General features: G+C 62.1%; 22 protein-coding genes and 1 other RNA gene. 9 read left to right on the top strand and 14 right to left on the bottom strand.

Translation table 11 applies throughout. The features are described from left to right. Nucleotides 1-12: 12 nt before the first annotated feature. Together O1W68_RS13045 and O1W68_RS13040 are read left to right on the top strand one after the other, a co-directional pair. Entirely contained in the window at nucleotides 13-750 is a 738-nt protein-coding gene (locus O1W68_RS13045; RefSeq protein WP_168708388.1) for a zinc ribbon domain-containing protein, read from the top strand. Next, nucleotides 747-1,901 carry a bifunctional RNase H/acid phosphatase gene (locus O1W68_RS13040; RefSeq protein WP_269304113.1) on the top strand — a complete coding sequence of 385 codons (1,155 nt, stop codon included), beginning with the start codon at nucleotides 747-749 and terminating at the stop codon, nucleotides 1,899-1,901. Before O1W68_RS13045 ends, O1W68_RS13040 begins: the two co-directional genes overlap by 4 nt. On the opposite strand, the gene O1W68_RS13035 is transcribed toward O1W68_RS13040, so the two are convergent. Together O1W68_RS13035 and O1W68_RS13030 are read right to left on the bottom strand one after the other, a co-directional pair. After that, complete coding sequence (locus tag O1W68_RS13035) at nucleotides 1,890-3,140, bottom strand: ArsB/NhaD family transporter (protein WP_269304111.1); 1,251 nt, start codon at nucleotides 3,138-3,140, stop codon at nucleotides 1,890-1,892. The genes O1W68_RS13040 and O1W68_RS13035 overlap by 12 nt on opposite strands. Continuing rightward, a complete protein-coding gene (locus tag O1W68_RS13030) occupies nucleotides 3,137-3,658 on the bottom strand; it encodes a DUF1697 domain-containing protein (RefSeq protein ID WP_269304110.1) in 522 nt (173 codons plus the stop codon). Before O1W68_RS13030 ends, O1W68_RS13035 begins: the two co-directional genes overlap by 4 nt. Before the next feature lie 50 nt (nucleotides 3,659-3,708). On the opposite strand from O1W68_RS13030, the gene rnpB reads away from it, so the two are divergent. The 3 genes from rnpB (at nucleotide 3,709) to O1W68_RS13015 (ending at nucleotide 5,895) form a co-directional block, all read left to right on the top strand. Beyond that, an RNA gene (gene rnpB / locus O1W68_RS13025) (RNase P RNA component class A) lies at nucleotides 3,709-4,161 on the top strand. Between the two features lie 123 nt (nucleotides 4,162-4,284). Then, nucleotides 4,285-4,470 carry a hypothetical protein gene (locus O1W68_RS13020; protein ID WP_084346673.1) on the top strand — a complete coding sequence of 62 codons (186 nt, stop codon included), beginning with the start codon at nucleotides 4,285-4,287 and terminating at the stop codon, nucleotides 4,468-4,470. Nucleotides 4,471-4,479: 9 nt separating this feature from the next. Next, nucleotides 4,480-5,895, top strand: coding sequence for an RNB domain-containing ribonuclease (locus O1W68_RS13015; RefSeq protein WP_442972369.1), 1,416 nt, complete (start codon nucleotides 4,480-4,482; stop codon nucleotides 5,893-5,895). On the opposite strand, the gene pip is transcribed toward O1W68_RS13015, so the two are convergent. Genes pip through panB form a run of 3 tightly spaced genes read right to left on the bottom strand, consistent with a single transcriptional unit; the run spans nucleotide 5,868 to nucleotide 8,216 of the window. Then, nucleotides 5,868-6,836 (bottom strand): prolyl aminopeptidase, encoded by a 969-nt coding sequence (gene pip, locus O1W68_RS13010; RefSeq protein ID WP_442972368.1) that lies wholly within the window; start codon nucleotides 6,834-6,836, stop codon nucleotides 5,868-5,870. The two genes, O1W68_RS13015 and pip, sit on opposite strands and share 28 nt — an antisense overlap. Nucleotides 6,837-6,854: 18 nt before the next feature. Next, the gene (locus O1W68_RS13005) at nucleotides 6,855-7,313 is read right to left on the bottom strand and encodes a hypothetical protein (RefSeq protein WP_269304106.1); all 459 of its coding nucleotides are present in this window, start codon (nucleotides 7,311-7,313) and stop codon (nucleotides 6,855-6,857) included. 57 nt (nucleotides 7,314-7,370) lie between these two features. After that, a complete protein-coding gene (panB, locus tag O1W68_RS13000) occupies nucleotides 7,371-8,216 on the bottom strand; it encodes a 3-methyl-2-oxobutanoate hydroxymethyltransferase (protein WP_269304105.1) in 846 nt (281 codons plus the stop codon). Nucleotides 8,217-8,433: 217 nt separating this feature from the next. Between panB and O1W68_RS12995 the strand changes: the two genes are divergently transcribed. The 3 genes from O1W68_RS12995 (at nucleotide 8,434) to O1W68_RS12985 (ending at nucleotide 14,624) form a co-directional block, all read left to right on the top strand. Then, complete coding sequence (locus tag O1W68_RS12995) at nucleotides 8,434-10,017, top strand: alpha/beta hydrolase (RefSeq protein ID WP_269304103.1); 1,584 nt, start codon at nucleotides 8,434-8,436, stop codon at nucleotides 10,015-10,017. Nucleotides 10,018-10,119: 102 nt separating this feature from the next. After that, the gene (gene glnA, locus O1W68_RS12990) at nucleotides 10,120-11,460 is read left to right on the top strand and encodes a type I glutamate--ammonia ligase (RefSeq protein ID WP_084346669.1); all 1,341 of its coding nucleotides are present in this window, start codon (nucleotides 10,120-10,122) and stop codon (nucleotides 11,458-11,460) included. A 119-nt stretch (nucleotides 11,461-11,579) separates the two neighbouring features. Next, on the top strand, nucleotides 11,580-14,624 hold the full coding sequence (locus O1W68_RS12985; RefSeq protein ID WP_269304102.1) for a bifunctional [glutamine synthetase] adenylyltransferase/[glutamine synthetase]-adenylyl-L-tyrosine phosphorylase: 3,045 nt from the start codon (nucleotides 11,580-11,582) through the stop codon (nucleotides 14,622-14,624). A 15-nt stretch (nucleotides 14,625-14,639) separates the two neighbouring features. Here the strand turns inward: O1W68_RS12985 and O1W68_RS12980 are convergent, their stop codons facing one another. The 5 genes from O1W68_RS12980 to glnA (O1W68_RS12960) all read right to left on the bottom strand — a co-directional run bounded on the left by O1W68_RS12980 (nucleotide 14,640) and on the right by glnA (O1W68_RS12960) (nucleotide 19,947). Further along, on the bottom strand, nucleotides 14,640-15,614 hold the full coding sequence (locus O1W68_RS12980; RefSeq protein ID WP_269304101.1) for a glycine betaine ABC transporter substrate-binding protein: 975 nt from the start codon (nucleotides 15,612-15,614) through the stop codon (nucleotides 14,640-14,642). Then, nucleotides 15,611-16,387, bottom strand: coding sequence for an ABC transporter permease (locus O1W68_RS12975; RefSeq protein ID WP_269304526.1), 777 nt, complete (start codon nucleotides 16,385-16,387; stop codon nucleotides 15,611-15,613). The genes O1W68_RS12980 and O1W68_RS12975 overlap by 4 nt, the downstream gene beginning before the upstream one ends. A 32-nt stretch (nucleotides 16,388-16,419) precedes the next feature. Further along, nucleotides 16,420-17,631, bottom strand: coding sequence for an ABC transporter ATP-binding protein (locus tag O1W68_RS12970; RefSeq protein ID WP_269304099.1), 1,212 nt, complete (start codon nucleotides 17,629-17,631; stop codon nucleotides 16,420-16,422). Then, nucleotides 17,628-18,275, bottom strand: a complete 648-nt coding sequence (locus O1W68_RS12965; protein WP_269304524.1) for an ABC transporter permease — start codon at nucleotides 18,273-18,275, stop codon at nucleotides 17,628-17,630. The genes O1W68_RS12970 and O1W68_RS12965 overlap by 4 nt, the downstream gene beginning before the upstream one ends. Before the next feature lie 235 nt (nucleotides 18,276-18,510). After that, nucleotides 18,511-19,947, bottom strand: a complete 1,437-nt coding sequence (gene glnA, locus O1W68_RS12960; protein WP_084346663.1) for a type I glutamate--ammonia ligase — start codon at nucleotides 19,945-19,947, stop codon at nucleotides 18,511-18,513. A gap of 223 nt (nucleotides 19,948-20,170) precedes the next feature. On the opposite strand from glnA (O1W68_RS12960), the gene O1W68_RS12955 reads away from it, so the two are divergent. Then, on the top strand, nucleotides 20,171-20,641 hold the full coding sequence (locus O1W68_RS12955) for an RDD family protein (protein ID WP_269304096.1): 471 nt from the start codon (nucleotides 20,171-20,173) through the stop codon (nucleotides 20,639-20,641). 3 nt (nucleotides 20,642-20,644) lie between these two features. Here O1W68_RS12955 and O1W68_RS12950 read toward each other — a convergent pair whose 3' ends face one another. The 4 genes from O1W68_RS12950 to O1W68_RS12935 are packed head-to-tail and all read right to left on the bottom strand — an operon-like array spanning nucleotide 20,645 to nucleotide 24,253. Beyond that, complete coding sequence (locus tag O1W68_RS12950) at nucleotides 20,645-21,400, bottom strand: DUF4191 domain-containing protein (protein ID WP_269304094.1); 756 nt, start codon at nucleotides 21,398-21,400, stop codon at nucleotides 20,645-20,647. A 57-nt stretch (nucleotides 21,401-21,457) separates the two neighbouring features. Further along, nucleotides 21,458-22,549 (bottom strand): lipoyl synthase, encoded by a 1,092-nt coding sequence (lipA, locus tag O1W68_RS12945; RefSeq protein WP_442972352.1) that lies wholly within the window; start codon nucleotides 22,547-22,549, stop codon nucleotides 21,458-21,460. A gap of 10 nt (nucleotides 22,550-22,559) precedes the next feature. Then, nucleotides 22,560-23,342 (bottom strand): lipoyl(octanoyl) transferase LipB, encoded by a 783-nt coding sequence (lipB, locus tag O1W68_RS12940; protein ID WP_269304092.1) that lies wholly within the window; start codon nucleotides 23,340-23,342, stop codon nucleotides 22,560-22,562. A gap of 20 nt (nucleotides 23,343-23,362) precedes the next feature. Then, nucleotides 23,363-24,253 carry a TIGR01777 family oxidoreductase gene (locus tag O1W68_RS12935; RefSeq protein ID WP_269304091.1) on the bottom strand — a complete coding sequence of 297 codons (891 nt, stop codon included), beginning with the start codon at nucleotides 24,251-24,253 and terminating at the stop codon, nucleotides 23,363-23,365. Nucleotides 24,254-24,309 lie beyond the last annotated feature (56 nt).

The following is a 24,309-nucleotide window of genomic DNA, read 5'->3' as shown; positions in this document are numbered from 1 at the left end:
GAGTCATCACGCGTGAATGTCGACCCCCGAGTGCAGGCCTCACTTCTCGAACTGGCCTCAGTGGATACCGAACTGTCGCAGATCGCTCATCGGCGTAGAACGCTTCCGGAGCAGACCGAGTTCGAGAAGCTCGAGGCCGAGCGAGTCTCACGTCGAGACGCTGCCGTCACGGTCCAGATGTCGATGGACGATCTCGACCGCGATATCAAGAAACTCGAAAACGAAGTCGACGCTGTCCGTCAGCGCGAAGACCGCGACCGCAAGATGCTGGACAGCGGAACGATCGCACCCAAACAAATGTCGGAATTGCAGCACGAGCTCGCTAGCCTCGAACGACGCCAAGGCCTGTTGGAAGAGGAGCTTCTCGAGGTCATGGAACGTCGTGAGGCGTCCCAGACCGACTACAACCATGCCGGTGCGCAGGTGACGCAGATCGAGGACGAACTCATCGATTCGGGTCGGCGCCGCGATGATGCAGTAGCGGACATCGACGCCGCCGAGCAACGCGCGACTGCCCGCCGAACCGAACTCGCGTCAGGCCTCCCCGAAGATCTGATGGCGATCTACGAGAAGCAACGCGCGCTGTCCGGCCGCGGTGCCGCTCTACTTCAGGCTCGCCGTTGTGGCGCGTGCCGAATCGAGCTGGATCGTGGGGAGATCTCTCGAATCGCCGCCGCGCCGGCTGACAAACTCGTCCGATGCTCGGAGTGCAACGCGATTCTGGTGCGGACGAAGGAGTCCGGAATTTGAGTTCCGCAGCCCACACCCGTGTGATCGTAGAAGCTGACGGCGGCTCTCGGGGAAATCCAGGACCAGCTGGATATGGCGCGGTCGTGTTGTCCTCGGATCGCTCCGAGGTTCTGGCTGAACGTCGCCTTGCGCTCGGCGTCGCGACCAACAATGTGGCCGAGTATCGCGGCCTCATCGCCGGTCTGACTGCGGCCGCTGACGTCGGAGCCCGTGAGGTCGACGTACGGATGGACTCGAAGCTGGTCGTCGAACAAATGGCGGGTCGGTGGAAGGTCAAGCATCCGGATATGATTCCGCTCAATCGCGAGGCGGCCGCTCTTGTCCGCGGCTTCGATCGAGTGTCGTACCAATGGATTCCACGGGCCGAGAACTCCCATGCGGATCGACTCGCGAACGAGGTGATGGACGCGGCCGCGGGTAAAAAACGCGAGCCTACCGTGCATGTGGCCGACAGGCCGACAGCGCCGGTGGCCGAGAAGTCGGCTGCTCCGATTGCCGACAAGTCGGGTGGACCGGGATGGACCGGTGCCGTCGGTGCACCGACACGTTTGCTGCTGCTGCGTCATGGTCAGACACCTTTGTCCGTCGAACGCAGGTACTCCGGGCGAGGAAACCCAGTTCTCACCGAACTGGGTGCGCAGCAGGCATCAGCCGCTGCGGCGCATCTTGCGCAGCGTGACGACATTGCCGCGATCGTCGCCTCGCCGCTGGCCAGAGCACAGCAGACGGCCGGCGCCCTCGCCGCCAAGATAGGGCTTCCCGTCTCGACTCTGGATGAGCTGACGGAGACGGATTTCGGCGCTTGGGAGGGCCTGACCTTCAAGGAGGCAGCCGAGAATCATCCGGATGTGCACCGGAAATGGCTCGGAGATACATCGGTAGCACCGCCGAACGGAGAGAGCTTCGACGTCGTTCGCGACAGGGTCCAGTCGGCACGGGAGAAACTGATTTTCGCGCATGCGGGATCCACCGTAGTTGTGGTCACACACGTGACACCGATCAAGTTGTTGCTGCAGCTGGCGCTCGATGTCGGTCCGTCGATCCTCTACCGGCTGCACCTCGATCTGGCTTCCCTGAGCATCGCGGAGTTCTACCCGGACGGTGGGGCCTCGGTTCGCCTGGTGAACGAGACGTCCTACCTACACAAGTAGCACCAACCAGAGCGCGGTCGTAGAACCGAGAATGGTCAGCGGAGTCGTGACGAGGCCGAGTGTGGTGAAGGTCCTCAGGTCTGCCGGCTCATGATTGGCGGCCCCCACTCGACGCCACAACATGATGGCCAGCGATCCGACGTAGGTGAGGTTGGGTCCGAGGTTCACCCCGATGATCAGGGCGAGAAGTAGAGCGGGCGACGCCGACGGGCCGAACGCTGCCAACAACATCAGCGTCGCAGGCAGGTTGTTGACGACGTTGGCCGCGACGGCAGCGATAGCGGCCGCCGAGAGCAAGCCGAGGAACGTGGTCTCGGTCGGGAGGATATCTCCGAGCCACCGGCCGATGGGGCCCGAAGTGACGCCTTCGACGACGATGCCCAGCAACAGCACGAATCCGCAGAACTTCAGATCCGCTGCCCGCAGGATTCGCCGGGGACCGGTGAACCCATCGCGCAATGCCGGTACAGCTAGGACGAGCGAACCGGCGGCAGCTACCCAGAACGGTTCGATACCGAAAACTCCGGACACGCCGAAACCCACCAGAGTGATCCCCAGGACGACCAGCGTGCCGATCGGCGCAGCCACGTCGGGAGTCGGGTCCACTGCCTCTGTGCTCACCACTGCCTCTGTGCTCACCAAGTCCTTGCGAAAGAACACCCAGAACACAGCAGCTTCGATGACGATCGCCACAATCCACGGCAACGCCATGAGCGCAGCGAAATGTGCGAACGTCAACCCCGTCGCCGAGAACACCAGCAAGTTCGTCAGATTTGACACAGGCAGAAGCGTCGACGCCGAATTGGACAGGTGCGCAGTGGCATAACTGTGTGGACGAGCAGGCATCCGCAGTGCCCGTGCCGCACCGATGACCGCAGGTGTCAGGAGTACCACCGTCGCGTCGAGGCTCAATGCTGCGGTGGTGATTGCGGCAGCGAGGAATACCGACAGGAGGAGGCGGTGTGGGCTGCCCTTCGCGGATCGCGCCATGACCGATGCGACCCAGGCGAACAATCCGAGTGCGTCTGCCAGATGAGCCAGTACGAGAATGAATGCCAGGAATACGACCGTCGGCAGCAGTTCGAGAATCTGCTCGCGTGCATCGGCTACGGTCACCAGTCCCAGCAGGAGTGTCAGAACCGCGGCAGGGATTGCGATCGTGATCTCCGGTAGCGAACGTGGTGCGAAGATCGCGAAGATCAGCACTGCGGCAACGAGTGCCGCAGCGACAACGCTCACGCCAGCATCTTGACGAGCGTGCGCAGATTACGAGTAGTGGTGGTCGGCTTGTACTTCGCCTTGGCCAAAAGTTTCCCGACGCGGCTGTCCGTGGTGTGGCCCCGCACCACTTCCCAGTACACGACGCGGTGGCCCGGGGCGAGAGATTCCAGCTCCGGGTCGAGAGTGTCCGCTAGACCTACGACTTCGCGCAGATGGTCGGCATCGTTGCCGAAGATGACGTAAGGATGCCAGCCGTCCCGTTCGACGTCGAACGGGTAGCTTTCGATGATCGACTGCAGTGACGACACGTCCAGAACGATCACCCATGCCTCGTATCCGAAGGTTGCCGACAGAACCTTCTCGACGGTCTTCTTCACTTCGGGCGCAGGCAGCGTGCTTTCGAGCACGACGTTGCCTGTCGCGAGGATTGTTCGAACGTCGTCGAATCCCGCAGAGGTCAGCGCCGCACGCAGTTCGACCATCTTGATGTTGATGCCACCGACGTTGATTCCGCGAAGAAGGACGACGTGCTTCATGAGTGAAACTGTAGTTCGGAGCGATGACCCAGTAGAGTTCATCTCGCGAACGAGTCGGTTGGACGGCTGCGGCTCGGAGAACTGGTAGAGCGATTCTGCCAAGCTCCAGGCCGAGGAAAGTCCGGACTCCACAGAGCAGGGCGGTTGCTAACGGCAACCCGAGGTGACTCGCGGGACAGTGCCACAGAAAATAGACCGCCTGCGTCGAAGAAATCTCCTTCGGAGAGATCTCGACGCGGGTCAGGGTGAAACGGTGCGGTAAGAGCGCACCAGCACCCCAGGTGACTGGGGTGGCTAGGTAAACCCCGCCCGGAGCAAGGTCGAAGGCCGTACCTTCTAGCGAAGGTTCGGCTGCGCAGGTGCTCGAGGGCTGCTCGCCCGAGCCTGCGGGTGGACTGCTCGAGGTACCCGGCGACGGTGTGCCCAGATGGATGGTCGTCGCTTCTTTCCTCGTCTCGGCGAGGGGAGGATCACAGGATCCGGCTTATATACCGACTCGTTCGCACTCGTCGGGAGTGGAGCCTGCGGAATGACCCCTGCATTTGGGAGTGAAGCCTGCGGAATGACCCTGATAGCGAGGGGCCGGGGTCTTAGGCTAAGTCGGCTTCTTCGGGCAGACTGTGAACATGAGTAATGACGATGACGCGTGGTTCTACGACATCCGCACCAAGACCGTGGCTCAGGGCAAGGAGTCCGGCGCACTGGACCGGATGGGGCCCTACCCGGACCGCCAGACCGCCGAGCGCGCGTTGACGATCGCCGCCGAGCGCAACAAGGCTGCGGACAAGGCCGACGACGACTGGAAGAACTAGCCGGTGTTTCTGACCCGGCTGACCGCACCAGCTTTCGATTTTCGCGCGATCAGATCCGAGTTTCGCCTCCGCGACGAGTTTTCCGAGGTCGTTTTCGCGGAGGCTCGGTCGGCTACGGACCGTCATATCGGAGATCGCGTCGATCGCACCGACATCCCGCTGGTGACCATCGACCCGCCCGGGTCGATGGATCTCGATCAGGCCGTACACATCGAGAAGTCGCCGACCGGTTTCGTCATCCACTATGCGATAGCCGATGTCGGAGCGCTTGTCGTTCCCGGCGGCGCCTTGGATGCGGAGACGCGTGAACGCGGACAGACGTTCTATCTCCCGGACGGCTCGGTTCCACTTCATCCGCGGGTCCTGTCGGAGGGTTCGGCGAGCTTGTTGCCGAACGAGACTCGGCCGGTGGCGCTGTGGAGGATCGAGCTGGACAAATCCGGCGAGCCGACGTCGTGGACGGTGACCAGAGCGTCGGTACGGTCGATTGCGAGACTCGACTACGCCGGAGTGCAGGCCGACTTCGATGCCGCGAGTCCGCATCCGTCGATTGCATGTCTGGACGAGTTCGGGCGGCTGCGAGCGGAATCGTCGATTCGGCGGGGTGCGGTGGACATCACGCTGCCCGAACAGGAAGTGGTTCCCGACGGCGATTCGTGGCGTATCGAGCTTCAGGCCAGAACTTCTGTCGACGGCTGGAATGCCGAAGTGTCACTGTTGACCGGAATGTGTGCCGCGCAGATCATGCTCGCCGCCGACGTCGGTTTACTGCGCACACTTCCGCGGGCGACCGACACGGCGTTGGCAACATTGCGCAACACCGCCTCGATGCTCGGAATCGATTGGCCGGACGGTGTATCGGCCGGCGCAGTACTCTCTGCTCTCCCAGCCGATGCGCCCGAAACGTTGGCAATGATGACCCAGGCGACCGGCCTATTGCGCGGCGCCGACTACGCGGCGTTCGACGGCGCGGCGCCGAAACTCAGCGAGCACTCCGGTATCGCAGCTCCGTACGCCCATGTGACGGCGCCGCTTCGTCGACTGTCGGACCGGTTCGCCACCGAGGTGTGTTTGGCGGTCGTTGCGGGGACGGATGTACCGGAGTGGGCCGCAAGCGCCCTGCCTGACCTTCCGGCGACCATGCGGACGTCCGATTCCGTTGCTTCCAAGGTGGATCGGGCGTGCATCGACCTCGCCGAATCGGCAATTCTCACAGGCCGCGTCGGTGAACGGTTCGGCGCGTTGGTGCTTCGCGGGGCCGAGGACAAGCGCGAGGCCGAAGTCTTCGTCAACGACCCGATCGTCATCAGCAAATGCGCAGGCAATCCACCCGAAGGGGAGAAGGTGACGGTGCGGCTCACCGTCGCCGACACCGACTCCCGTCGAATCGGCTTCGCCTACGAATCGGGTAGTGACGCGAACTGATCGGTGGCCTCGATCAGATGGTGGACTATGCCAGGCTCGGCGGCCGAGTGACCGGCGTCGTCGACTATCACGAGTTCGGCACCGGGCCAGGCCTTGTGGAGTTCCCATGCGCTTGTCGCGGGGCACACGACGTCGTACCGTCCTTGGACGATGATTCCGTCGATGCCCTCCAACTTGTGCGCGTCGGCGAGCACTTGGTTGTCTCGAAGGAACCCCGCATTGCGGAAGTAGTGATTTTCGATTCCCGCAAATGCGAGCGCGAATCGTGGATCCTCGTTCTGCGCAATCTGATCCGGCCGAGGAACGAGGTAGCTGGTGGAGGCTTCCCACGCCGACCAAGCAACCGCGGCCGAGGTCGCGATGTCACGATCCTCGGAAGTCAGCAGGCGGTGGTACGCCTCGACCAGGTCCCCGTCGCGTTCGTTCTTCGGGATCGGTGCGAGGAACTTGTCCCACTGCTCCGGAAAGATATGGCCCGCACCGCCGTTGTAGTACCAGTCGATCTCACTGCGTCGAAGAAGAAAGATTCCTCGGAGGATCAAACCGCTGACGCGTTCGGTATGAGTTTGTGCGTATACGAGCGAGAGAGTCGAACCCCAGGAACCACCGAACACGAGCCACCGATCGATGGCGAGATGCGTTCGCAGCTTTTCCATGTCGGCGACGAGCCGATCGGTCGTGTTCACCGCCAGATCTCCGCCGTCGGCGATATGCGGCGTGGAACGTCCGCAGCCCCGCTGATCGAACAGGACGATGCGATACACCGCGGGGTCGAAGTAACGGCGCTGCGTCGGGCCGGTTCCACCGCCCGGCCCACCATGAACGAACACAACCGGCTTGCCCGCTGGGTTACCGCTGACCTCCCAGTAGATGTGCTGGGCGTCGCCTACGTCGAGGAGACCGCCGTCGAACGGCTCGATCGGCGGATACAGCTCTCGCAGTGATGTCGACGTCACGCGTCAGAACCCGACGAGACCGGATGCGAGATCAGGAATCTCGAGCGACCGCATGGCTTCTGCACGGGTATCCGGGCAGTTGGCGATGGTCACCTCGTCGACGATCGAGCGGTTCTGCACAACCTGAAGGTTGATGGTGCCGCTCTGCGCCGCCCAGGTCTGGACGACGATATTGAGACCTCCACGGCCGATCGTCGGGCCTTGAATTCTCCATTCCTGCAGCTGTGCATCCAGATCACTGCACAGTTGCCGGCTCTGCTGCTCGGTTATTCCGGCTGCACCAGAGGGGGAGGTGGCGCTCGTAGGTGTGTCCGTTGCGGTCAGGGTCGACGACGAACCGGTGGTCGTCGAATCCGTACCGCAAGCGCCGGTAGCAGCGAACACTGCTACCGCGCCCGCAACAGAAACGACGACTCGGGTTACTCGACGAAACCTGGACTGGGCCTGGGTAGCTGAGTTCATGGCAACGAGTGTGCCATCTCGATCGGCTCCAGCAATCAGCTCACGCCACCGAAGAACTCAGTAGCTGTGTTCGGGTCCCGGGAAGACACCGGAACGCACCTCGGACAGATACGACGCGGCCGCAGATCGGAGTTCGTCTCCGACATGGCCGAATTTCTTGACGAACTTCGCCGTCTTTCCATTGGTGTAACCGGCCATGTCCTGCCACACGAGTACCTGTGCATCACACTCGTTGCCCGCACCGATTCCGACGGTGGGAATGGTCAGCTTGCGGGATACCTGGCCCGCGATGTCGGCCGGAACCATCTCCATGACGACGGAGAACGCACCTGCCTCTTGGACGGCGATGGCGTCGGAGACCAGTTTGTCTGAAGCATCGCCGCGGCCCTGCACCCGGAATCCGCCGAGGCCGTTCACACTTTGCGGGGTAAATCCGATGTGAGCCATGACCGGGATACCCGCTGCAGTGATGGCGGCGATCTGATCTGCGACGCGCTCTCCGCCTTCGAGCTTGACGGCGTTGGCGAGCCCTTCCTTCATGAATCTGGTGGCTGTGGCCAGCGCCTGTTGCGCGGAGGACTCGTAGCTGCCGAAGGGGAGGTCTGCGACGACGAGTGCATTGGGGGCTCCACGCACGACTCCGCGGACGAGGGGGAGGAGTTCGTCGATGGTGATCGGAACTGTGGTGTCGTAGCCGTAGACGACGTTGGCTGCGGAATCTCCGACGAGCAGAACCGGAATGCCGGCCTCCTCGAAGATGCGAGCGCTGGAGTAGTCGTAAGCGGTGAGCATTGCCCAGCGCTCACCCTCGGCCTTCATCTGCAGAAGATGGTGGGTACGGGTCTTGCGAGTCAATCCGGATACGGATGCGTCGGATCCACCGTAAATCGTGTTGTCGGACATCTTTGTCCCTTTCGGTTCCTCGAGGCCCGATTTCGGGTCCCCGGGATGGGGTTGATGACGCCTTCAGTCTGCCACCCGTGTCTACTCGACCGAAGAGCACTCGGTAGTGCAATCGGTCACACCGTCTGTTCCGGGCACGAGCCATTCACGGGAGGTTCGGCTTCGCTGCTGTCCTGCGTGAGCAGTGCGCATACGAAGTTCTGGCACCATCGTGGGAATGAGAACGAGTCGCACTCCGCTGGTTCGGATGGCAGCCATGGGCGCGGTGGGGTTGATGGCCGCGGCGGGGTGCGCGCAGAGCTCGACAACCGAGGGCACCCCGGAAGCAGAGGGGCTTTCGCCGTCCGTCGAATCTTTCGGGCCCGGGGCCGGAATCGTCCCCGCCGGCCTCGCCGAGTTCTACACCCAGTCGCTCGAGTGGGGGCCCTGCGATTCCTACGACACCGACGGAACGAATTTCCGTAGCGATATGGAGTGCGCGAAGGTCACGGTGCCACTGGACTACGAGGAACCGAAGGGAGAAAGGGCCCAGATCGCCATTTCGCGGACGCAGGCGAACGGGGACAAGATCGGCTCGATCTTGTTCAACCCAGGTGGTCCAGGGGCGTCAGGGCTGTACATGGCCACGCAGGCGGACGGTTCCGGTTTATCCGAACGCTTCGATCGAATCGGTTTCGATCCGCGCGGAATCGGTGCATCGACTCCGGCCGTTCGGTGTTTGACTTCGCAAGAGATCGAAGAGGAGCGACGCGAGCCGGATGTCGACGTCTCGCCGGAAGGTATCGCGAAATCGGAAGCGGAGCATCAGGACTACGCCTCCACATGCGCAGAGCGGAGCGGCAAGGACCTTCTCGAACACGTGGGAACACGCGAGGTAGTCCAAGACATGGACGTGATCAGGTCGGTACTGGGGGACGCGAAGCTCACCTACGTCGGCTACTCGTACGGCACTCGAATCGGCACCGCGTACGCCGAGGCGTTCCTCGGGAACGTGCGAGCAATGGTGCTCGACGGCGCACTCGATCCAGAGCAAAGTCCCGTCGACGAGGCCGTCGAGCAGGGAGCAGCGTTCCAGGGCGCATTCGACGGCTTCGCTGCGGATTGCGCACGATCGACGTCCTGTCCGCTCGGCACCGACGTCGCCGACGCGAACCGACAGTTCCGTGCCCTCGTCGACCCACTCATCGAGCGTCCAGCCGAGACGACGGACCCGCGTGGACTGAGCTACGACGACGCGCTGACGGGGACCCAGCAGGCGCTTTACTCCGAAACTCTGTGGCGGCTTCTTCGAGCGGGTCTGAGCGAACTGCGGGACGGTCGCGGCGATACGCTCCTGCGATTGGCCGACACGTACAGCGGACGACTCGAGGACGGGTCGTACGCGAATCTCGACGACGCGTTCAATGCAATTCGGTGCGTCGATGATCCACCGGTCATCGACCGAGCCGAGGCCGACGAGGCAGACACACGTTATCGAGAGGCCGCCCCGTTCCTCGACGACGGCCGCGGGACCGGAATCGCGCCTCTCGACCTGTGCGCATTCTGGCCCGTACCGAATACCGGAAGTCCGCACACGATCTCGGCGCCGGGGCTACCGAAGCTAGTGGTCGTGTCCACGACTTTCGACCCGGCCACGCCGTACCAGGCAGGCGTCGACCTTGCCCGCCAGCTCGACGCGGACCTGGTCACCTACGAAGGGACCCAACATACGGTCGCCTTCTCCGGCGAGGAATGCGTCGACGATCCGTTGGTCGATTATCTCGTCGATCTGGTTCCGGCAGGTAACGATCTGGTGTGCTGACGCGAGCTTCACGTCCCCGATGTGTCCGCTGAGAAGTGTCCGACGTGAGACCGAGATCACGATGTAACACAGATTTAACGCGGTTTGCTTAGTCTCGCGGACATGGATCGCCAAAAGGAATTCGTGCTTCGGACCCTGGAGGAGCGCGACATCCGCTTCGTCCGCCTATGGTTCACCGATGTTCTTGGCTATCTGAAATCGGTTGCCATCGCCCCGGCGGAACTCGAAGGTGCCTTCGACGAAGGCATCGGCTTCGACGGAAGCGCTATCGAGGGATTCGCCCGCGTCTCCGAAGCCGATACCGTCGCCAAGCCCGATCCGTCGACTTTTCAGATCCTGCCCTGGTCGAGCAGCAAGGGGCACCAGCATTCGGCACGCATGTTCTGCGACATCGCGATGCCCGACGGCTCACCGTCCTGGGCTGATTCGCGCCACGTGCTGCGTCGCCAATTGAGCAAGGCCGCAGACCTCGGATTCAGCTGCTACGTGCATCCGGAGATCGAGTTCTTCCTGCTCAAGGACAGCCCGGAGGACGGATCGCCGCCCACGCCCGCCGACAACGGTGGATATTTCGATCAGGCCGTGCACGACTCGGCGCCGAATTTTCGTCGGCACGCCATCGATGCGCTCGAGTCGATGGGCATCTCCGTCGAGTTCAGCCATCACGAAGCCGCGCCCGGTCAGCAGGAAATCGACCTCCGCTACGCCGACGCACTGTCGATGGCCGACAACATCATGACCTTCCGATACCTGGTCAAGGAAGTTGCGATCGCCGAGGGCGTCCGCGCAACGTTCATGCCCAAGCCGTTCAGTGATCAGGCCGGCTCGGCGATGCACACGCACATGAGCTTGTTCGAGGGCGACACCAACGCGTTCCACAATCCGGACGACCCGATGCAGCTTTCGGAGACCGGCAAGTCGTTCATCGCCGGAATCCTCGAACATGCCAACGAGATCAGCGCCGTCACCAACCAGTGGGTCAACTCCTACAAGCGGTTGATCCGCGGTGGCGAAGCACCGACCGCAGCGTCTTGGGGACCGTCCAACCGCTCGGCACTCATCCGGGTTCCGATGTACACCCCGAACAAGGCGTCCTCGCGTCGCGTCGAGATCCGCAGCCCCGACTCGGCCTGCAACCCGTACCTTGCCTTCGCAGTGCTGCTCGCTGCCGGTCTACGTGGCATCGAAAAGGGCTACACGTTGCCGCCCGAGGCCGAAGAGGACGTGTGGGCGTTGACATCCGCCGAGCGTCGCGCCATGGGGTACAAGGAGCTTCCAGGCAACCTCGATCAGGCTCTGAACGCAATGGAAGGCTCCGAGCTCGTCGCCGAAGCCCTCGGTGAGCACGTCTTCGACTTCTTCTTGCGCAACAAGCGTCGGGAGTGGGAGGAATACCGCTCGCATGTGACGCCGTACGAGCTGAAGGCCTACTTGGGATTGTGATCTGCGCACTGTCATCGAACGCCGGCGTGATGGGCTAGATTTTACTTCGTTCGAGTAAGAGCTAGTTCCCGCCCGCGGTGAGGTGAACCTGTGTTACGCCAGAGTCGAGGTGTTCGCTGATGGTGCGTCCACCCACATCACGTTCGATCGTCCCAGGGCCAGGACGTCTGGGTCTGGTCGAGGCCACTGCGCCTGCAGATCTGCAGAAGCTCGGGTGGGTCGACGAAAACAGTCTCGAACTCCTGTGGTCGTTGTCGCGTGCGGCAAACGCGGATCTCGCGCTGCGGACACTCACAAGGTTGCAGGATTTACTTGGCGACGGCTTCTCCGAAGTCGACCAGGCCTTGCGTTCGGACAAGGGCCTTCGCGGTCGACTGTTGGGTCTCTGCGGTGCCTCGAGCGCGCTTGCCGATCACCTCGTTGCCGATCCGGATACCTGGCGTCTGCTCACCACCCCGGCAGGCCGCGCCACGGGTCCATCCGCGCGAGTGGAACTACCCAGCAAGCAGCAGCTCACCGACGAACTTCTGGCCGCAGTCGACGCAGTGCCCGAGACCGGTCCGAATGCCTCACCGGAGTTGTACCGGGCTGGTCTGACCGGACCCGATGCCGTTGTCGCACTGCGTAAAACCTACCGTGACCAAGTGATGGTTCTCGCCGCGGCGGATCTCGCTGCCACCGTGGAAAACGAACCGGTAGTGCCGTATCAGCTCGTGGGAAATCAGCTCTCCGACATGGCCGACGCAGCCTTGACCGCAGCCTTGGCCGTCGCTGTCGCGACAGTTTGCCCGGAGGATCCGATGCCGACCCGACTTGCCGTGATCGCAATGGGCAAATGCGGTGCACGAGAGCTCAATTATGTCTCCGACGTCGACGTCGTATTCGTGGCGGAGCCCGCCGATGCGGTTGCCAGTCGGATCGCGGGCGAAATGATGCGAATCGGCTCCTCGGCGTTCTTCGAGGTCGATGCAGCGCTTCGGCCGGAGGGCAAACGTGGCGAACTGGTCCGCACCCTCGATTCGCATGTCGCCTACTACAAGCGGTGGGCCAAGACCTGGGAGTTCCAGGCTCTGCTCAAAGCGCGTCCGATGACCGGCGACCTCGAGCTCGGTCACAGCTACGTCGCCGCACTCAATCCGATGGTGTGGTTGGCCTCGCAGCGGGAGGACTTCGTTCCCGAGGTCCGCGCGATGCGTCGGCGCGTCGAGGAGATGGTCCCTCCCGAGCTCCGTGAACGCGAGATCAAACTCGGTCGCGGAAGCCTGCGGGATGTCGAGTTCGCAGTGCAGCTACTGCAGCTCGTGCACGGCCGCACCGACGAAACTCTGCGAGTTCTCGGCACGGTGGACGCCCTGGTGGCGCTCAGCGACGGGGGATACGTCGGGCGCGACGACGCAGCGAATTTGTCCGCGTCCTACGAGTTCCTGCGATTGCTCGAACACCGTCTGCAGCTTCAGCGGATGAAGCGAACACACACTCTGCCACCGCCGGACGACGAGGAAGCGTTGCGCTGGCTCGCCCGTGCAGCGCACATGCGTCCCGATGGCAATCGTGACGCGCTCGGAGTGCTGAACGCCGAGATCAAACGCAACGCGCTGCGGATTCGCAGGCTGCACGCGAAATTGTTCTATCGACCACTGCTGGATTCCGTCGTACGGTTCGATTCCGACACTGTCAGATTGACTCCGGAAGCAGCCGTGCGGCAACTCTCGGCGCTCGGTTTCGCCGCTCCCCAGAACGCGATCGGGCATCTGCGCGCCCTCGTCGGTTCAGGCTCTCGGCGTGGCCAGATTCAAGCGGTTCTGCTGCCGACGCTGCTCGAATGGCTAGCGGATACCCCGGACTCGGACGCAGGCCTACTCAACTACCGCCGACTCTGCGAGGCCGCTCAGGACCACACCTGGTTTTTGCGGATACTTCGCGACGAAGGTGCCGTCGCCCAGCGGCTGATGATCGTGCTCGGATCTTCGGCATACGTGCCGGATCTGCTCATCAAGGCCCCCGAGGTCATCCGACTTTTCGCCGACGGCCCAACCGGCCCAAGGCTTCTCGACGTCGAACCACAGGAGACGTACCGAGCTATCCTGTCGTCTTCGGGCCGGTACGATGATCCGGTTCGCGCCATCGACGCCGCGCGTGCCCTGCGTAGACACGAACTTGCGCGAGTAGCGTCGGCCGACATCCTCGGCATGCTCGACGTGCCACAGGTCTGTACCGCTTTGTCCTCGGTATGGGCCGCGGTGATCAACGCGGCACTGGCAGCCGCCATTCGCGCGAGCGAAGCCGAACGTGGTGAGCCGGCTCCAGCCGCCCTGGCTGTGATCGGGATGGGCCGACTCGGCGGCGGAGAACTCGGCTACGGCAGCGATGCAGATGTGCTGTTCGTCTGCAAACCCGTCGAGGGCTCCGACGACAGTGTCGCAGTCAAGTGGGCCAACGGCATTGCCGATCGGGTTCGCAAGTTACTCGGCGCGCCCAGTACCGATCCTCCGTTGGAAGTGGACACCGGTTTGCGGCCGGAAGGCCGAAACGGGCCGGTCGTCAGGACCCTCGCGTCGTACAAGGCGTACTACGCGCAATGGGCTCAGGCCTGGGAGGTCCAGGCGCTGCTGCGGGCCCATCAGGTTGCCGGCGATCAGGATCTCGGCATCAAGTTTCTGCTCATGGTCGACAAGATCCGATATCCGGAAGGCGGCGTCTCCCAGGAGTCCGTACGAGAAATTCGCCGCATCAAGGCACGAATCGACTCCGAACGTCTGCCGAAGGGCGCCGACCCCGCCACCCACACCAAGCTCGGCAGAGGCGGGCTCGCCGACATCGAGTGGACGGTGCAGCTCATCCAACTCAGGCATGCGCACCATGTGCCGTCGTTGCACAACACCTCGACTCTGCAAACTCTCGACGCAATCGGTGCGGCCGAGTTGATGAGCGAAACCGACATAGAACTGTTGCGCGAAGCATGGATTCTCGCGACGAAGGCACGTAACGCACTCGTACTCGTGCGCGGAAAGCCGACGGACCAACTCCCCGCACCGGGACATGTTCTCTCCGCCGTCGCCAAGGTGGCCGGGTGGAAGAACGCCGATGCGGGGGAGTTCCTCGACAACTACCTACGTGTGACGCGTCGCGCAAAGGCTGTGGTGGAGCGGACCTTCGGGGCCTGACCACTCCACCGTCGTTCAGCCGGCGGTGACAAAACCTTCCGAGACGAGCCAGTCGCGGGCGACGTCGGCGGGCTCCTTGCCCTCGACGTCCACCTGGCGGTTCAATTCGGTCATGACCTTATCGTCGAGCTTCGCAGTGATGGGCGCCATGACTTCCTGCACCTCGGGATGGGCATCGGCGAAGTCCTTCTTCATGATCAGTGACGGGTTGTACTTCGGGAAGAAGGCTCGATCGTCTTCGAGTAGAACTAGATCGAGCGCGATGATGCGTCCATCGGTAGTGAACACCTCACCGAACTTGCACTGGGTGCCGTCGGCGGTGGCCTGATAGATGATGCCGGTCTGCAGAATCTGCCGAGGCGCAAGGTTCGGATCGAAATCGTACTTGGCGGCCATGCCGGGGTAGCCGTCCTGACGAACGTTGAACTCGGTCTCGACACAGGTGGTGGCGGCGGACGGGTTGGTTCGAACAAGGTTGGCGTAGTCCGACAGCGTCTTGACTCCAGTTTCCTCCGCAGTCTGCTTGTTCATCGCGAGCGCGTAAGTGTTGTTCATCGGGGCGGGAGGCTCCCACACCATGTCGTTTGCCGCGAGGTCGGCATCGCGCACAGCTTCGTACTGCTCGGTCGAGTCGGGTAGCGGTGTCTCGTTGCCCAGATAGTTGATCCACCCGGTGCCGGTGTACTCGTACGTCAGATCGATCTGACCGTTCAACTGGGCGTCACGTGTGCTGTTGGATCCCTGAATGTTGGTCAGATCTCGGACCTCGGCACCGGCGGCGACCATCGCGAACTCGATTATGTAGCCGAGCGTGATCTGTTCGGTGAAGTCCTTGGAACCGACGGTCATCTTCACGCCCTCGAGTTCGGGGACCGGTTGGATGCTCGCCGGCCCGACCGAGAGCGGAACGGCGCCGCCGGATTCGAGTCCGCAGCCGGCCAGTAGAGCGCCCGCCATGGCCAGTGCAAATACGGTCTTCGTCTTCTTCATCGCAATCCTTTGGGGCCCAGGAACTGCTCGGCCAAGGCGCCGAGCCAATCGACGAACAGTGCCAGGGACACAGCAAGTACGGCGCCGGTTACCAGGGTGACGTTGTCTCGCAATTTGTATCCGGTATCGATGAGAATGCCGAGTCCACCTGCACTCACGAGGAAACACAGCGTCGCCGTTCCGACCGCGAGGACCAGGGATGTGCGTAGGCCGGCGAGAATGTACGGCACTGCCATCGGGAACTCGAGCCTCCGGAGCACCGTCATCGAGGACATGCCTTGACCGCGGCCGGCATCGATGAGCGTCTTGTCGACCTCCTGGTATCCCAGAATTGTGTTGCGCAACACCGGAAGCAGCGAGTAGAAGGCGATGGGCAGTACTCCTATCCAGAAACCCGTCTGACGCGTTGCCAGGTAAAAGAGGACGAGCAGCCCGACTGCAGGTGCAGCCGCGCCGACGTTGGCGATGCCCACGAAAAATGGAGCGAGACGGGTGTATCCGGGTCGGGTGAGCAGAGTTCCGAGCGGGACGGCGATGATCACGACGATGATCACCACTGCTGCGGTAATCAAGATGTGCTGCCAGATGAGCGTTGCGAGGTTGCTGGCAGTAATGCTGCCCTGTTGAGTCGCGGTCAGGTCACGACTGAAAGCCCAGACGAGCACACCGACAACCAGAATCAGAACGACGGCGGGTTGCACCAGCAGGCGTAGGCGATCGGCGCGTTTCACAGCATTTCGCTCCGACGCACCTTTGTCGGGTGCCGCGTCCATCTCGGCCGCGAGGGGGCTTTCCACGGATGCGGTCATGCGGGCAACTCCCCACTGACTTCATCGGCATCGGCGTCATCGTCGTCATGATCGTGCTCATGGGCTTCGCGCATCTGCTGCAGATGGCCGACGAGAACATCGATCGAAATCAACCCGACGTACTCACCGCGAAGACCGGTGACGACCGTCGATGCGGTGCTCTCGGCGAGAAGCGCTTCCAACCCATCTTGAAGCGTGGACTGAATGGATACGAGCTCGCCGATCGGTAGACCGACTCCTTGCAGCGAGGATACGTGTGCCAAATGAGCGGGACCGACCCAACGCAGCGGCCTGTTTCGATCGTCCAGTATCAATCCCCACGGCCACTTGCGGGTCGCGATCTTCGCGCGGATCGCGTCCACCGGATCGCTTTCCTTCGCAGTGGGACATTGAATCAGGCGAACATCACGAATTCGGGTGAGTGTGAGCTGTTTCAGCGATGCATCCGCGCCCACGAACCCAGCCACCATGTCGCTGGCAGGGTTCGCCAGGATCGCCTCCGGAGTGTCGTATTGCTCGATCGTCGAGCGGTCACCCAGGACCGCAATGCGGTCACCGAGCTTGACTGCCTCGTTGAAGTCGTGGGTGACGAAGACGATCGTCTTCCCGAGTTCGGATTGCAGCCGCATCAATTCGTCCTGCAACAGGCCTCGGGTGATCGGGTCTACCGCGCCGAATGGCTCGTCCATCAACAGCACGGGCGGATCCGCAGCGAGCGCTCGTGCAACACCGACGCGTTGTTGCTGGCCGCCGGACAGCTGACGCGGATAGCGGTCTCGATAGGTATCCGGATCCAGTCCCACGAGGTCGAGCATCTCGTCCGTCCGAGCCGCGATCCGCTTCTTGTCCCACCCGATCAGCCCAGGCACCGTCCCGACGTTCTTTGCGATCGTCAGGTGCGGAAACAGTCCGGCCTGCTGAATCGAGTATCCGATTCCCCGTCGCAACTCGTCCGGGTCGATCGACAAAGCGTCCTTGCCGTCGATGGTGATTTTTCCCGAAGAAGGCTCGATGAGTCGGTTGATCATGCGCATCGTGGTGGTCTTGCCGCAGCCGGAAGGCCCCACGAAGACAACGATCTCACCTGCAGGAACGGTCAACGACACGTTCTCCACCGCTGCAGCCCTCTGGCCGGGATAGCGCTTGCTGACGGACTCGAGCACGATATCGACGCCAGAGACGTTCTGATTGTTCGCTGTTGGGGTCACGCGATGCCCTTCGAGGTTGTAAGACGGCCGACGAGAACGAGGATGCCGTCGACAATCAAAGCGAGAATGACGATCAGAACGGTGCCGACCAGCGCTTGCGGAACGGCTGTAGGGCTACCGACGCGGGACAGACCCGAAAAGATGAGGTTGCCGAGTCCAGGGCCCTTCGCATACGCCGCGATGGCGAGGATTCCGAAGATCATCTGTGTGCTGACCCGCATACCTGCCAAGATCGACGGCCACGCCAAGGGCATCTCGATCCGAGCAAGAATGCGCGCACGATTCAAACCGACCCCGCGAGCAGCATCGGTGACAGCGGGGTCGACCGCTGCGAGTCCGATGATCGTATTTCTGACGATGGGCAAGAGTGCGTACAGGACCAGCGCCGTGATGGTCGGAGCCACCCCCAACCCGAGGATCGGAATCAACAGCCCGAGTAGGGCGAAGGAGGGGATAGTCAGAATCGTGCTGGCCAGGGCTGTCGCAATGGCTGATCCCGCGGGGGATCGGTAGACCGCGATGCCCACGATGATTGCGATGATCGTGGCGATGATGATCGACTGGATGACGGCAGAGACGTGAAGATATGAATCTGTCAGCAGCTGTTGTCGTCGTCCGGAGACGAAATTCCAGAGCTCGTCCATTGAAGGTAAACCCACCAACTTTCCGTATACACGGTTTCTTTGGAGAATCCGGCCAGTCTCTTAGTTCGAGAATGGCTGATGTCGCTCGTATCCAAACCTGTTTTCGATAACTCGTTACCGTGCGTACACACAATTCTGCCCACAAACAGAGCCACCCGCCCTGCTCTATGGCAAGGGCGGGTGGCTCTGGTGAAGGAGAGCTATGTGTGGATCACACGTCAACGCTATGTGTGGATCACACGTCGTAGTACAGGTTGAACTCGTACGGGTGGGGCCGCAGGTTGATCGGAGCAATCTCCTGCTCGCGCTTGAGCGAAATCCAGGTCTCGATCAGGTCCGTGGTGAAGACGCCACCCTCGGTCAGGTACTCGTGATCGGCCTCGAGGCGGTCGATGACAGTCTCCAGCGATGTCGGTGCCTGAGGAATGTTCTTGGCTTCCTCGGGCGGCAACTCGTAGAGATCCTTGTCGACCGGAGCCAGCGGCTCGATCTTGTTCTTGATCCCGTCCAGGCCGGCCATCATCTGGGCGGCGAAGTTGAGGTACGGGTTGCCCGAGGAGTCCGGTGCGCGGAATTCTGCGCGCTTGGCCTTCGGGTTGTTTCCCGTGATCGGGATTCGGACTGCGGCCGAACGGTTCCGCTGGCTGTACACGAGGTTGATGGGGGCTTCGTAGCCCGGCACCAGTCGGTGGTACGAGTTGACGGTCGGGTTGGTGAACGCCAACAGCGACGGTGCGTGATGGAGAATGCCGCCGATGTAGTGGCGAGCCAGATCCGACAGTCCGGCATATCCGGCTTCGTCGTGGAAGAGGGGCTTGCCGTCCTTCCACAGCGACTGGTGCACGTGCATGCCCGAGCCGTTGTCGCCGAACAAAGGCTTCGGCATGAAGGTGGCCGACTTGCCGTTCTTCCACGCGGTGTTCTTCACGATGTACTTGAACAACTGCAGATCGTCCGCAGCAGCGAGCAGCGTGTTGAACTTGTAGTTGATCTCCTGCTGGCCGCCGGTGCCGACCTCGGAATGTCCGCGCTCGAGTTCGAAGCCTGCATTGGTGAGGTTCGTGGAGATTTCGTCGCGGAGATCCACGAAGTGGTCGTACGGAGCCACGGGGAAGTACCCGCCCTTGGCGCGGACCTTGTAACCAAGGTTGGGGCTGCCGTCGGCGTTCGTCTTCTTGCCGGTGTTCCACGAACCCGCAATGGAGTCGAGTTCGTAGTAGGCGCCATTGATGCTCGAGTCGTAATTGACCGAGTCGAAGATGTAGAACTCGGCTTCGGCGCCGAAGAACGCGGTATCGGCGATGCCGGTGGAGAGCAAGTACTCCTCGGCCTTACGGGCGACGTTGCGCGGGTCGCGGCTGTAGGACTCGCGGGTGAACGGGTCGTGAACGAAGAAGTTCATATTCAACGTCTTCGCGGCCCGGAAGGGGTCGACCTGCGCCGTCGACACGTCGGGCAGGAGCATCATGTCTGATTCGTGAATCGACTGGAAGCCACGTACGGACGAACCGTCGAACGCGAGGCCGTCTTCGAAGACATCCTGCGTGAATGCAGAAGCCGGGATCGAGAAGTGCTGCTGAATACCTGGCAGATCCGTGAATCGGATGTCGACGTATTCAATACTTTCGTCGGCGATGAATTTGATGACCTCTTCGGCCGTGCTGAACGCCACGCTGTTGCTCCTTTGTTGAGTCCGTCGACCAAACGTTATGGACCTGGTGTTGCCCGCCGGTCAAGCTTGTGTTTCGCCCGTGTTACACGTCGTCTCATCAATGCGCGTACCCGAGTGAGCCACGACACCCTCCAGGCGGGCAGAAGAAAAAGAATCGTACTCACCGCACACACTACGGTGACGGCTGATCCGCGCATTCACGTCGGCGCCTATCCTGGTGTCCATGGCACGAATGACAGGTTCTTGGTTGTCCGGACCCTCGGCTGCTCGATCCGAGGACGGAACCGAGCAGAAGTTCCCAGGAGAGCGACTCGGACTTCCGGCCGAAGGCCCGGGCGCGATAGCAGGGCTCGGGCGTCGTTCCGGCGCACTGTTGCTCGACTGGTTGATGTCGATGGGGGTGTCGGCATTGATCGTCGGCGCGACCGGGGCTGCGGTACAGGTCTCCAGCTTGACCCTGCTGGTCTGGTTCGTTCTCGGCGTCGGCTCGGTGAGTATCTTTTCGTTCACACCAGGCCAACTGGTAGCCGGAATTCAGGTGACGCGTGTGGATGCGCAGGCCCGCGTCGGATTCGTGCGAGCACTTGTGCGAACGTTCTTCATCATCTTCGTCGTCCCGGCCGTGATCTCGGACCACGACGGACGCGGTATGCACGACCGGGCGACAGGCACCGCGATGGTGCGGGTGCGCTGACGATCAGCGACGTTTGATCGTCCGCTGAACGCCCTTCATCTTCGCGCCACCGGGCAGCGGTCCCTTCGGCATCGCGGGGCCGCTCTTGGTACCGAGTGCCGAGAGTCTGGACTCGATGGTGTCCATCCGCTTGCTGTCGATGTTCTTGGGCAGCTTCGTCAGATACTTCTGGAGACCGGACAGTGGGATCTGGTTTTCCCCGTTGCCGACGACGATGTCGTAGATCGGGGTATCGCCGACGATTCGCGCGGTCTTCTTCTTCTCCTGGGCGAGAAGTGATTTCACACGCTGCGGCGCGCCTTCCGCGACAAGAATGATCCCGGGCTTGCCGATGACGCGGTGCACGGCGTCGAGTTGAGTCGTTCCAGCAATCGCGTTGGTCACGCGCCAAGATCCCTGCAGGTTGTCCAGAGCCCAAGCGGCTGCACCCGCCTGCCCGTCTGCCTTGGTGTACACCGACTTCTGGACCCGACGGCCGAAGATGATGAAGGCCACGAGGACTCCGACGAGTAGTCCGATGGGCAGCAGGAACCACTGCAGATCGAAGATCAAGCCGATGAGAAACAGCACGAGACCGATACCGACGATGGCGCCGATCATCAGCGGCAGAAGAAGCTTGTCTTCCTTGCGCTGCATGTTGAACGCCTGCCACAACTGGCCGCGACGCTCTTTCGATGCCTGCTTACGGGCCGCTTTCGCTGCCGCCTTTGCTTCTTTGCTGGGCTTACCTGCTTTGCCCGCTTTACTGCCGTTCGCCATGCTTCACAGGATACGTGTCGACACTGAAGTCACGTGCATCGCTAGCCGGTTCTATGCCTAGCGAGCAGCGAGACGAGCAATCAACGAACTTGCCTCCTGCGAGGCTTCGCCACCGTTCACCAAGTGACTCATGCTCTCGGGGAGTACGCGACCGTGATGCTGCATCGCTTGTGCGTACAGCCGCCCTGCCCGGTACGAAGAGCGGACCAGCGGACCCGCCAGAACCCCAGCGAAGCCGACCTCGGTGGCGTAATCGGAATGGTCGACGAACTCTTCGGGCTTGACCCACCGCTCCACGGGATGGTGGCGCGGCGACGGGCGCAGGTATTGGGTAATGGTGAGAATGTCGCAGCCTGCCTCGTGCAGGTCACGAATTGCCTCCTGCACCTCTTCCGGCGTCTCGCCCATACCGAGGATCAAGTTGGACTTGGTTACCAGACCGTCGTCTCGAGCTGCGGTGATGACGTCCATGGATCGCTGGTAGCGGAAAGCCGGGCGGATTCGCTTGAAGATACGCGGAACCGTTTCAACATTGTGCGCAAGAACTTCCGGTCGCGACGAGAAGACCTCGGCCAACTGATCGGGCTTGGCATTGAAGTCGGGAATCAGCAATTCGACGCCGGTGTTGGGGTTCAACTTCTTGATGTACCGGACCGTTTCGGCGTACAGCCAAGAGCCTCCGTCTTCGAGGTCATCGCGCGCCACTCCGGTAATCGTCGAGTAGCGCAGACCCATGGCCTGAACGCTTTCGGCGACTCGACGGGGCTCGTCGCGGTCGAGGTCATCGGGCTTGCCGGTATCGATCTGGCAGAAATCGCAACGGCGGGTGCATTGTTCACCGCCGATGAGGAACGTCGCCTCACGGTCTTCCCAGCACTCGTAGATGTTGGGGCAGCCGGCCTCTTCGCAGACGGTGTGCAGACCCTCGCGTTTCACCAAACCCTTGAGTTCGGTGTACTCCGGGCCCATCTTGGCCTTGGTCTTGATCCAGTTGGGCTTGCGTTCGATCGGTGTCTCCGCGTTTCGGATTTCGAGGCGAAGCAATTTGCGTCCGGGTGGGGCGAGTGGAGTGCTGGAGGTGAGCGAAGTATCGGGGGATGACCCGAGGGACGGCGCAGCGTTCGAGGGTGTTTCTGGAGCCACAGTCACATGGTCGATGCTACGCGCCGAACTTCGTCGTGGTGAAGTGCGGGTTACTGGAGACCGTCTCCAGCAAGGGGCGCACGACGTCGTGTTCGGTCACCGGCAATCCGCCGTCCAGAGCAGCCAGAACGGCCTCGGTGACGGCGGGTTCGACCTCGTCGACAGTGACGTCTTGTCCGAGTTCCGCGGACAGTGAGGTCACACCGGCGTCGGCGATGCCACACGGCACGATTGCGTCGAAGCCTGCCATGGACGCATTGCAGTTGAGTGAGAAACCGTGCAGTGTCACACCCCGCTGAACCCGTACGCCGATGGCTGCGATCTTCCGCTCCGGCAACCACGGCCCGTCATCGGTATCGCCCGCGACACTGCGTCCTGCGGCCAACCACACACCAGAGCGGCCATCGATGCGGCCACAGGTGATGCCCAGCTCGGTGCACACGGAAATCAGCGCTTCTTCGATCCGGCGCACATACTTCACGACGTCGATCGGCTGTGCGAGGCGAATGATCGGGTATCCGACGAGCTGTCCTGGACCGTGCCAGGTGATCTTGCCGCCGCGATCGACCTCGATAACAGGCGCGCCGTCGCGCGGCCGGTCCTCGGGTGCCGTACGCCTGCCGGCAGTGAACACTGGCGGATGCTCGAGCACGAGTAGCGTGTCGAGACCGTGCCCCTCAGCGCGCATGTCGGCGAGTTCGCGTTGACGTGCCCACGCCTCGAGGTAATCGATGCGACCGAGTCTTCGGACGTCGACCGGATCCGAACTCTCCCGTGCGGAGGTTCCCGCGTTAGTCATGCCAGGCACGCTACGCCGAGTCAGCTACCGACAGCTACTCGCAGTGCCTCGCCGATCGTGTTGTGAGCAAAAACGAATCCGGTGTCTTCCAACACCTTCGGGATAGCTCGAGGTCCGGTCAGAATTGCTTCCTGGGCAAATTCGCCGATGACCGCTTTCAACGCGAATCCCGGTACAGCCCATGGCGCAGGCCTATGCAGTGCACGGGCCATGGCGCTGTTGAACTGTGCGTTGGTGACTGGGGCTGGACCGACCATGTTGACCGGGCCCGATACCGACTCGTTCTCGATGCCATGAATGGTCGCTGCGATCTCGTCCTCGAGTGAGATCCAGGGAAAGTACTGTCGGCCGCTGCCGAGGCGTCCACCGAGCGCCATCAAATAGAGAGGCCTCAGCTTGTCCAGCATTCCGCCGCGTTGCGACAAGACCACGCCACTGCGCAACATTATGGTGCGGACTCCGCCGGCCGTAGCGGCCGAAGTCGCGTTCTCCCAGTCTCGGCACACTTCCGCCAGAAATCCCTCGCCGACAGGGGCCGTTTCGTCGACCGCCCGGTCGCCGGTGTCGCCGTAGAAGTTGATCCCGCTGGCATTGACCAGTGTCGGAACCTGGAACTTTGCGCAGTTTTCCGCCAGCACCTCGGTGGGAGTTATCCGGCTGTCGCGGACCTTCTGCTTGTATGCGCCCGACCATCGCTTGTCCCCGATGCCTACCCCACAAAGGTTGACCACAGCGTCTGCGCCACGCAACGCACGATCGTTCAACGAGCCCTGCGGCGGGTTCCACTCGAACTCGTCCGGACCGGCAGGTGCTCTTCGAACCAATCTGGCAACCTCGTGACCCTTACCTCGCAACGCGGCGACGAGCGCGGTACCGATCAATCCGGAAGAACCAGCAATGACTACACGCATGAATTCGAAAGCCTCCTCGACAGAACCGGGGCATCATCCGCCAAACGGATGATGCC

Origin of the sequence: Rhodococcus sp. H36-A4, from assembly GCF_027158005.1 — a bacterium.
GTDB lineage: Bacteria > Actinomycetota > Actinomycetes > Mycobacteriales > Mycobacteriaceae > Rhodococcoides.
Note: the sequence above shows the minus strand (reverse complement) of the source record. Positions and strands in the feature narration are given on the sequence as shown.